A 7,612-nucleotide genomic window follows, 5' to 3' on the forward strand; every position below is an offset into this window, starting at 1 on the left:
CGGGCCGGCCGCCGACCAGGGCGCCGGCCTCGGTGGCGATCAGGCAGCCGGCCGCCCGGTCCCAGGGGGCCAGGCCGCGCTCGTAGTAGCCGTCCAGCCGCCCGGCGGCGACGTCGCACAGGTCCACCGCGGCCGCCCCGCCCCGGCGGATGTCCCGCACCTCCGGCATCAGCGCCAGCAGCACCTCGGCCTGCCGGACCCGCACCGGCTGGACGTAGTTGAAGCCGGTGGCGATCAGCGCCTGGCCCCAGGGCGGGGCCGGGCGGGCCGAGAGCGGGCGGCCGTCGAGGCGGGCGCCGCGGCCCAGGACGGCGTGGAACAGCTCGCCGCGGGCCGGCGCGTACACCACGCCGACGACCGCCCGGCCGTCCACCTCGGCGGCCACGCTGACCGCCCAGGAAGGCAGCCCGTAAAGGTAGTTGACCGTTCCGTCGAGCGGGTCCACGACCCAGCGGACCCCGCTGGTGCCCGGCCGCTCGGCGCCCTCCTCGCCCAGGTAGCCGTCCTCGGGGCGGCGGTCGGTGATCAGCTCCAGGACGAGCTTCTCGGAGGCGAGGTCCATCTCGGTGACCACGTCGACCGGGCTGCTCTTGGTACCGGCCACGCCGAGGTCGGCCGGGCGGCCGTCGCGCAGCAGGGCGCCGGCCTGCCGGGCCGCGTCCAGGGCGACCTCCAGCAGGTCGTCGAGGAGGCCGTCGTCGGGCAGGGCGGGGGTGGGCACGGGGGTTCTCCTCCGGGGCGACGGGACGAGCGGGACGGGCGGGACGGGTGGAGCGGGCGGGACTTGCGGGACGGATGGAGCGGGCGGTCAGCGCTCGGCGACGGCCGGACGCGGGGCCCGCGGGTTGGGGCAGCAGGCCACCGCGCACACGTCGTGGCTGGGGCCGAGGGCGCCCAGGGCGCAGCGGGTCACCGGCTCGCCGCGCTCGGTGGCGGCGCGCTCCAGGACGAGCTCGCGCACGGCGGCGGTGAACCGGGGGTCGGCGCCGACGGTGGCGGCGCGGGAGACCGGCAGGCCGATCTCCGCGGCCTTGGCGACGGCCTCGGTGTCGAGGTCGTACTTGACCTCCATGTGGTCGGAGACGAAGCCGATCGGGACCATCACCACGGCGGGCGCGCCGTCGGCGTGCTGGGCCTCCAGGTGGTCGCAGATGTCGGGTTCCAGCCACGGGATGTGCGGGGCCCCGCTGCGGCTCTGGTACACCAGCTCCCACGGCCGGTCGGCCACGCCGGTGCGCTCGGCCAGCGCGGCGGCGATCAGCCGGGCCACGTCCAGGTGCTGGGCGACGTACGCGCCGCCGGACTCGCCGCGGGCCGGGTCGTCCGGGGCGCCGGAGGACTCGGCCATGGAGTGCGGGATGGAGTGGGTGGTGAACGCCAGCCGGGCGCCGGCGCGGACGGCCTCGGGCAGCTCGTCCAGGGCGGCCAGGGCGGCGTCGACCATCGGCTCGACGAAGCCCGGGTGGTTGTAGAAGTGCCGCAGCTTGTCGACCCGCAGGGCGGGCCCGCCCTCCTCGGCGAGCGCGGCCAGCGCGTCGGCCAGGTTCTCCCGGTACTGGCGGCAGCCCGAGTAGCCGGCGTACGCGCTGGTGGCGAGCACGGCGATCCGGCGGTGCCCGTCGGCGGCCAGCTCCCGCAGGGTGTCGACCAGGTAGGGCGCCCAGTTCCGGTTGCCCCAGTAGACCGGGAGGTCCAGCCCGTGCTCGGCGAAGTCCTCGCGCAGCGCGGCGAGCAGCTCGCGGTTCTGCCCGTTGATCGGGCTGACCCCGCCGAACATGAAGTAGTGCTTGCCCACCTCCTTCAGCCGCTCCTTGGGGATGCCGCGGCCGCGGGTGACGTTCTCCAGGAACGGGACGACGTCCTCGGGGCCCTCGGGCCCGCCGAAGGACAGCAGCAGCAAGGCGTCGTACGGGGCGGCGCCGGACGGGGAGGGTTTGCGCGCGTCGGACATGGAACCGATCCTGCCACTGAGGGACCGGGCACCGTCGCCGGGGCCGCGCGAGTGCCCGGAAAATACCGTTTGCCAACGTACGTAAGCTGTGTTTGCCAGCCTTGTTCCTTACTCCCCCGCCCGGAGCTCCCGTGCTGTCCAGCTACCGCCAGATATTCGCCTCCCCCGGCACTCTGGCCTTCTCCACCACCGGCTTCGTCTCCCGACTGCCGATCTCCATGACCGGGATCGGCATCGTGACCATGCTGTCCCAGCTCCGGGGCTCCTACGGGGTCGCCGGCCTGGTCTCGGCCTGCCTCGCGGTCTCCGCCGCGCTCCTCGGCCCGCAGGTCTCCCGGCTGGTGGACCGGCACGGCCAGCGCAGGATCATCGTCCCCGCCATGGCGCTCACCATCGTCGCCGTCACCGGCCTGCTGCTCTGCGCCCGGCTGGAGGCCCCGGACTGGACGCTGTTCGTCTTCGCCGCCGGCATGGGCGTGATGCCGAGCACCGGCGCGATGGTCCGCGCCCGCTGGGCCCACCTCTACCGCGAGGACACCGGCAAGCTGCACACCGCCTACTCCTTCGAGGCCGTGGTCGACGAGGTCTGCTTCATCGTCGGCCCGATCCTCTCCATCGGCCTCGCCACCTCCGTCTTCCCCGAAGCCGGCGTGCTGCTCGCCGGGATCTTCCTCGCCGTCGGCGTCCTGCTGTTCGCCGGGCAGCGCTCCACCGAGCCGCCGGTCCATCCGGCCGCCCGGCAGGAGGGCGGCTCGGTCATCCTCAACCGCGGCCTCCAGACGCTGATCCTGACCTTCGTCGCCACCGGCGCGATCTTCGGCTCGGTCGAGGTGGTCACCGTCGCCTACGCCGAGGCCCAGGGCCACAAGTCGATCTCCAGCGTGATCCTCGCCCTGTGGGCGCTCGGGTCCTGCCTGGCCGGGGTCGTCTTCGGCACCCTCAAGCTCACCGGCTCGATGGCGGTCCGCTTCCTCGTCGGCGTCCTGTTCATGGCCGTCAGCATGGTGCCGCTGCTGCTGGTCGCCCACGCGGTGCACGGCATCGGCGGGCTGGTCGTGGTCGGAGCCGCGCTGCTGGTCGCCGGCATCGCCATCTCCCCCACCCTGATCACCGCGATGGCCCTGGTCGAGCGGCTCGTCCCGGCCGCCCAGCTGACCGAGGGCATGACCTGGACCACCACCGGCCTGGCCCTCGGCGTCGCGGCCGGCTCCTCGGCCGGCGGCTGGGTGATCGACGCCTCCGGCGCCGCCGCGGGCTACTGGGTGCCGCTGGCCGCCGGCCTGCTCGGAGTGGTCGCCGCCCTCGCCGGCCTCGGCCGGCTGCGCGCCGGCCTGACCGCCGAAGCCGGTGCCGGGACGGCCGCCGAAGGGGCCGGACGGACCGTAGACGCCGAACGGTGAACTGACTAGCCTCGCCCTACCCACGGGGCTACCCATGGGTAGGGCGGCTGCGCCGCCCCGGACCGCGCCGAACCCGTTCGGCCACGGAGCAGGAGGCAGCGCAATGCCCCAGGCCAGTACCGCGACCCCCACCCGGTGGACCAACTGGGCCGGCAACCAGAGCGCCCGGCCCGCCCGGGCCGCCGCCCCCGGCACCGTGGAGGAGCTGGCCAGGGAGATCCGGCGGGCCGCCGAACAGGGCCGCACCGTCAAGGCCGTCGGATCCGGCCACTCCTTCACCTCGATCGCCTCCGCCGACGACGGCGTCCAGATCCGCCCGCACGCGCTCACCGCCGTCCGCGAGATCGACCGCGAGGCCGGCACCATCACCGTCGAGTCCGGCCTCCCGCTGCACCGGCTCAACCGCGTCCTCGCCACCGAGGGCCTCTCGCTGACCAACATGGGCGACATCGAGGTCCAGACCGTGGCCGGCGCCACCAGCACCGGCACCCACGGCACCGGCCGCGACTCCGGCTCGCTGGCCGCCCAGATCCGCGCGCTGGAGATCGTCCTCGCCGACGGCACCGTCCGGCACTGCTCCCCCACCGAGAACCCCCGGCTCTTCCAGGGCGCCCGGCTCGGCCTCGGCGCCCTCGGCGTGATCACCGCGCTCACCTTCGGCGTCGAACCGGCCTTCCTGCTCACCGCGCACGAGCAGCCGATGGGCTTCGACGAGGTGCTGGAGCGCCTGGACGACCTCACCGCCGTCAACGAGCACTTCGAGTTCTACTGGTTCCCGCACACCGACCGCTGCTCCACCAAGCGCAACAACCGCAGCCAGGGCCCGGCCGCCCCGCTGCCCCGGTTCAAGGAGTGGCTGGAGGACGACTTCCTCTCCAACACCGTCTGGGAGGGGGCCTGCCGGGTCGGCCGGCGCTTCCCCGGCTCGATCCCCTCGATCGCCTCGCTGGCCAGCCGGGCCTGGTCCGAGCGCAGCTTCACCGACACCGCGTACAAGGTGTTCACCAGCCCGCGCAAGGTCCGCTTCGTGGAGATGGAGTACGCGGTGCCGCGCGCGGCCGTCGGCGAGGTGCTGCGCGAGCTGAAGTCCCTGGTCGAGCGCTCCGACTGGAAGGTCGGCTTCCCGGTCGAGGTGCGCTTCGCCCCCTCCGACGACCTCTGGCTCTCCACCGCCTCCGGCCGGGACAGCGCCTACATCGCCGTCCACCTCTACCGGGGCACCGCCGACCAGGGCTACTTCACCGGCGTGGAACAGCTGATGACCGCCCATCAGGGACGGCCGCACTGGGGCAAGCTGCACACCCGCGACGCCGCCTACCTGGCCGGCGTCTACCCGCACTTCGGCGACTTCACCGCACTGCGCGACGAGGTCGACCCGCGGCGGCTGTTCGGCAACGACTACCTGCGCCGGGTGCTGGGCGACTAGGGCGTCGCCGCGTTGTTCCCGTCGGCCGGCGGCGGGGCCACCGGCGCCTTCGCCGGTTCGTTCGCCGGGGCGCTGTTCGGCGCCGTCGGCTGCGGGGTCGCTCCGCCGGTGGGCTTCCCGCCTCCCGCCGACGGGGAGGCGCCGGCCGACGGGGTCGCGCTCGGGCCCGCCGAGGGCGAGCCCGTCCCCGCGCCGGTGCTCGGCGTGTCGACCGGCTCCCGGCTCGGCCGGGTGGTCGACGGGGCGGAGGCGCCGCCGGAGGGCGCGTTGTCCTGCCCCTGCTTCCCGTTCCCGCCCTGGGACGGCCGCTCCGGCGGGGCGTCCTGTTGCCGGGAGGACTTGGGCGCCACCGAGCCGCCGAAGGACGTGCCGTTGCCGGACTCGCCCTTGACCGTCGCCGACACCGGCTGCCCGGTGGCCAGTTCGAACACCACGATCGGCGTCATCGCCAGCACGAAGACCAACCCGGACACCGCCGCGTACGTCTTCCAGCCCCACCGGCGACGCGCCCGGACCACCTGCGGCTCGTTCCACTCCGAGGTGATCACCGGCGGCTGCACCCGCGTCTCCGGCAGCTCGGACTCGACCGGCACCTGGCGCAGGGTGTTGGCCGCCTGGTTCGGCCCCCGGTCCACCGCCTCGCGCAGCTGCTCGCCGGTCCGCTTGAAGATGTGCTGGAACACCGCGCCGCCGGTGGTGGCCCCGATGCTCACCACGGCGGCGCCCAGGATCGTGCCGTACACCCCCAGTTCGGAGGCCAGCAGCGCACCCACCACCGTGGCCAGCGCACTCGCCGCGACCTGAGCCACACTCAGATCGATGCGCCTGCGCTCCTCCTTGGCCTTGCCGCCCTCCTCGGCGGGGCTCCGCTCCGGCATCAACATCCCTCGGTCCCTACGGCTGTTCTTCGTACAAGGCTCTCCATCTTGCCCAAAGAAGGACACAAGGGACGAAAATGCGGTTCTCGGCGCCCGGATTGTGTGAAGATGATCACCGTCCGTCCGGCGGTGCTCCGCCGTCGGGGGAGCACGCTCTTGAGATTCCCGTGAATCGCGGGAGACTTGAGCGGCGAGCCGCCCCTGTGGATGCCACGAATGGAGTACTGTTCGTAAAGCCCGAGCCTTGGGTCGACTTGTCGACTGCGCCCCCACCGGCAGCTTGACAAGGAGACACGGACCGGGCACGCACGGCGACGCCCGTCCCGGAACGTCGCGTTCACTGCGCGTGCGAGGACGGCCGGGACACCCAGGCGCGACGTCAACCGATGGCGTGGCAAAAAGGCAACCGTGCCACAGCGGCGTGCGCGGGCGTAAGCCCGACACGCCGGGGAACTCAGCAAGGTTGTGGCCAGTCGCGAGTGGGCAGGCCACACTCAGTACGGGAGCAGCGACGCAGGTGACGTCGGCAGGCACCACCCGGGAGGTAACCGTGCCCGAACTGCGGGTTGTGGCCGTCAGCAACGACGGCACACGGCTGGTGCTCAAGGCTGCCGACAGCACGGAGTACACCCTTCCCATCGACGAACGGCTGCGCGCCGCCATCCGTGGCGACCGGCCGCGCCTCGGCCAGATCGAGATCGAGGTCGAGAGCCACCTCCGCCCCCGGGACATCCAGGCGCGGATACGAGCCGGTGCCTCCGCGGAGGAGGTCGCCCAGGCCGCCGGGATCTCCGTCGACCGCGTCCGCCGCTTCGAGGGCCCGGTGCTCGCCGAGCGCGCCTTCATGGCCGAGCGCGCCCGCAAGACCGCCATCCGCCGCAACGGCGAGTCCCCCGGCCCGCAGCTCGGCGAGGCCGTCGCCGAGCGGCTCGCGCTGCGCGGCGCCGAGAAGGAGACCGAGCGCTGGGACTCCTGGCGGCGCGACGACGGCACCTGGGAGGTCATCCTCTCCTACCGGGCCGACGGCGAGGGCCGCAGTGCCTCCTGGACGTACGACCCGCCCCGGCGCCTGGTCCAGCCCAACGACGACGAGGCCCGCGCGCTGATCGGCGAGAACGTCGAGCGCGAGGAGGAGTCGGTCTTCCCGTTCATCCCGCGGATCGCCCGGCTCCCCCAGGACCGGCCGCCCCGCCCGATGATCGACCGGCCCTCGGCCGACCGCATCATGTCGTCCCGCGAGGTCCGCGAGTCGCGGGAGGCCACCGCCGACGCCCGGGACTCGCTGACCAGCCTGCTCGACGTGGTCCCCGCCTTCCGCGGCGACCTCGCCGTCGGCGCCCCCGCCCCGATCGAGCCGGTGCCCGCCGAGGTCGCCGAGGAGACCGAGGAGTCGGCCGCTGCGGCCGCCGCCCCGGCGGTCGGCGCGGGCTCGGCCTACGCCGACATCCTGATGCCGCGCGCCGTCGCCCCGCACCGCGAGCGCCTGGTCGGCACCACCGACCGGCAGGCCGAGGCGGACGGCGTCCGGCCCGGTCGCCGGGCCACCGTGCCCAGCTGGGACGAGATCGTCTTCGGCAGCCGGCGCAAGAAGCAGGAGTAGCGACGCCGAAGGGGCGGGAGGCCGGGCCTCCCGCCCCTTCGGCATGCCCGGGGAGATCAGCCCGGCTGGTCGGTGACCGCCACCGGGCGCGCCCCGTCGCTCGACCACTCGCTCCACGAGCCCGGGTACAGCGCGGCCGGCAGGCCCGCCACCTCCAGCGCCAGGACCTGGTGCGCCGCCGTCACGCCCGAACCGCAGTACACCGCCGTCTCCCGCTCCCCCGCGCCCAGCCCACGGAACCGGGCGGCCAGCTCGGCGGCCGGCCGGAACCGGCCGTCCGGGCCCACGTTGTCGGCCGTCGGCGCCGAGACCGCGCCCGGGATGTGCCCGGCCCGCGGGTCCACCGGCTCGGTCTCG

At 74.3% G+C, this 7,612-nt stretch carries 7 protein-coding genes; 3 read left to right on the top strand and 4 right to left on the bottom strand.

Translation table 11 applies throughout. From position 1 onward, the window contains the following. Both AE652_RS30195 and AE652_RS30200 read right to left on the bottom strand, forming a co-directional pair. Positions 1-721: inositol monophosphatase family protein (locus tag AE652_RS30195; protein WP_049657231.1), on the bottom strand; the 721-nt coding region annotated here is incomplete at its 3' end. An 87-nt stretch (positions 722-808) separates the two neighbouring features. Next, the gene (locus AE652_RS30200; protein WP_049657234.1) at positions 809-1,951 is read right to left on the bottom strand and encodes a ferrochelatase; all 1,143 of its coding nucleotides are present in this window, start codon (positions 1,949-1,951) and stop codon (positions 809-811) included. A gap of 131 nt (positions 1,952-2,082) precedes the next feature. Here AE652_RS30200 and AE652_RS30205 point away from each other — a divergent pair, with 131 nt between their 5' ends. Both AE652_RS30205 and AE652_RS30210 read left to right on the top strand, forming a co-directional pair. After that, complete coding sequence (locus AE652_RS30205; RefSeq protein ID WP_049657236.1) at positions 2,083-3,351, top strand: MFS transporter; 1,269 nt, start codon at positions 2,083-2,085, stop codon at positions 3,349-3,351. A gap of 103 nt (positions 3,352-3,454) precedes the next feature. Continuing rightward, positions 3,455-4,777, top strand: coding sequence for a D-arabinono-1,4-lactone oxidase (locus AE652_RS30210; protein WP_049657237.1), 1,323 nt, complete (start codon positions 3,455-3,457; stop codon positions 4,775-4,777). Here AE652_RS30210 and AE652_RS30215 read toward each other — a convergent pair. Next, complete coding sequence (locus AE652_RS30215; RefSeq protein WP_049657239.1) at positions 4,774-5,655, bottom strand: hypothetical protein; 882 nt, start codon at positions 5,653-5,655, stop codon at positions 4,774-4,776. The two genes, AE652_RS30210 and AE652_RS30215, sit on opposite strands and share 4 nt — an antisense overlap. A 517-nt stretch (positions 5,656-6,172) precedes the next feature. Between AE652_RS30215 and sepH the strand changes: the two genes are divergently transcribed. Continuing rightward, positions 6,173-7,255 carry a septation protein SepH gene (gene sepH / locus AE652_RS30220; RefSeq protein WP_074005654.1) on the top strand — a complete coding sequence of 361 codons (1,083 nt, stop codon included), beginning with the start codon at positions 6,173-6,175 and terminating at the stop codon, positions 7,253-7,255. Positions 7,256-7,311: 56 nt separating this feature from the next. Here the strand turns inward: sepH and AE652_RS30225 are convergent. Next, a partial coding sequence (locus tag AE652_RS30225) for a sulfurtransferase (RefSeq protein ID WP_049657244.1) occupies positions 7,312-7,612 on the bottom strand: 301 nt, incomplete at its 5' end.

It is taken from the genome of Kitasatospora sp. MY 5-36 (assembly GCF_001182915.1).
GTDB lineage: Bacteria > Actinomycetota > Actinomycetes > Streptomycetales > Streptomycetaceae > Kitasatospora.

Excerpts from the sequence above, each read along its gene's own strand:
- AE652_RS30200 (WP_049657234.1), bottom strand. The coding sequence starts at position 1,951 with ATGTCCGACGCGCGCAAACCCTCCCCGTCCGGCGCCGCCCCGTACGAC.
- AE652_RS30210 (WP_049657237.1), top strand. The coding sequence starts at position 3,455 with ATGCCCCAGGCCAGTACCGCGACCCCCACCCGGTGGACCAACTGGGCC.
- AE652_RS30215 (WP_049657239.1), bottom strand. The coding sequence starts at position 5,655 with ATGCCGGAGCGGAGCCCCGCCGAGGAGGGCGGCAAGGCCAAGGAGGAG.